Genomic DNA, 577 nt, shown 5'->3' with positions numbered 1-577 from the left:
TGCCGGAGAATGCGTCGCTCGACGAGTTCGAGGGCATGGAAGGCCTGTCCGGCTCCCAGTTCGACGACGTGCTCAAGGGCACCCACGACCTCGCTGCCGACCGGTTGCCGACGACCCAGGGCGGCACGTCGGGCTATCAGGGCAGCCTTCTCGATGCCGCCGGTATCGCCCGCATCGCCGGCCTGCAGACGGTGCTCGGGGCAGGCGTCACGAGCGTGAGCGACGGCGACATCATCCTAGGCGGCGGCGGCAGCGACCTCATCACGGGCAATGCCGGTAACGACTATATCGATGGCGACCGGTGGCTGAACGTTCGCGTCAGCGTGCGCGCCAACGCGGACGGCACGGGTGCCGAGATCGACACGGCCGACAACCTCCACGAACTCGTCACCGAAATGTTCAACGGGACCTACAATCCCGGCCAGCTCGTGATCGTCCGCGAGATCCTGGAAGGCGGTGCGGCCGGAGACGTCGACACGGCAGTCTTCTCCGATCTCGTCGAGAATTACGACATCCTGTTCAACGGAGACGGAAGCGTTACCGTCGTCCACGCCCGCGGGACGATGGCTGACGGCAC

General features: G+C 66.0%; 1 protein-coding gene. It reads left to right on the top strand.

All coding sequences use genetic code 11. The features are described 5' to 3' along the window. Positions 1-577 (top strand): hypothetical protein (locus EKM57_RS22085; protein ID WP_165357619.1); only part of this gene is annotated, 577 nt, incomplete at both ends.

Source organism: Sphingosinicella sp. CPCC 101087 (genome assembly GCF_004151485.1).
Lineage (GTDB): Bacteria > Pseudomonadota > Alphaproteobacteria > Sphingomonadales > Sphingomonadaceae > Allosphingosinicella.
Note: the sequence above shows the minus strand (reverse complement) of the source record. Positions and strands in the feature narration are given on the sequence as shown.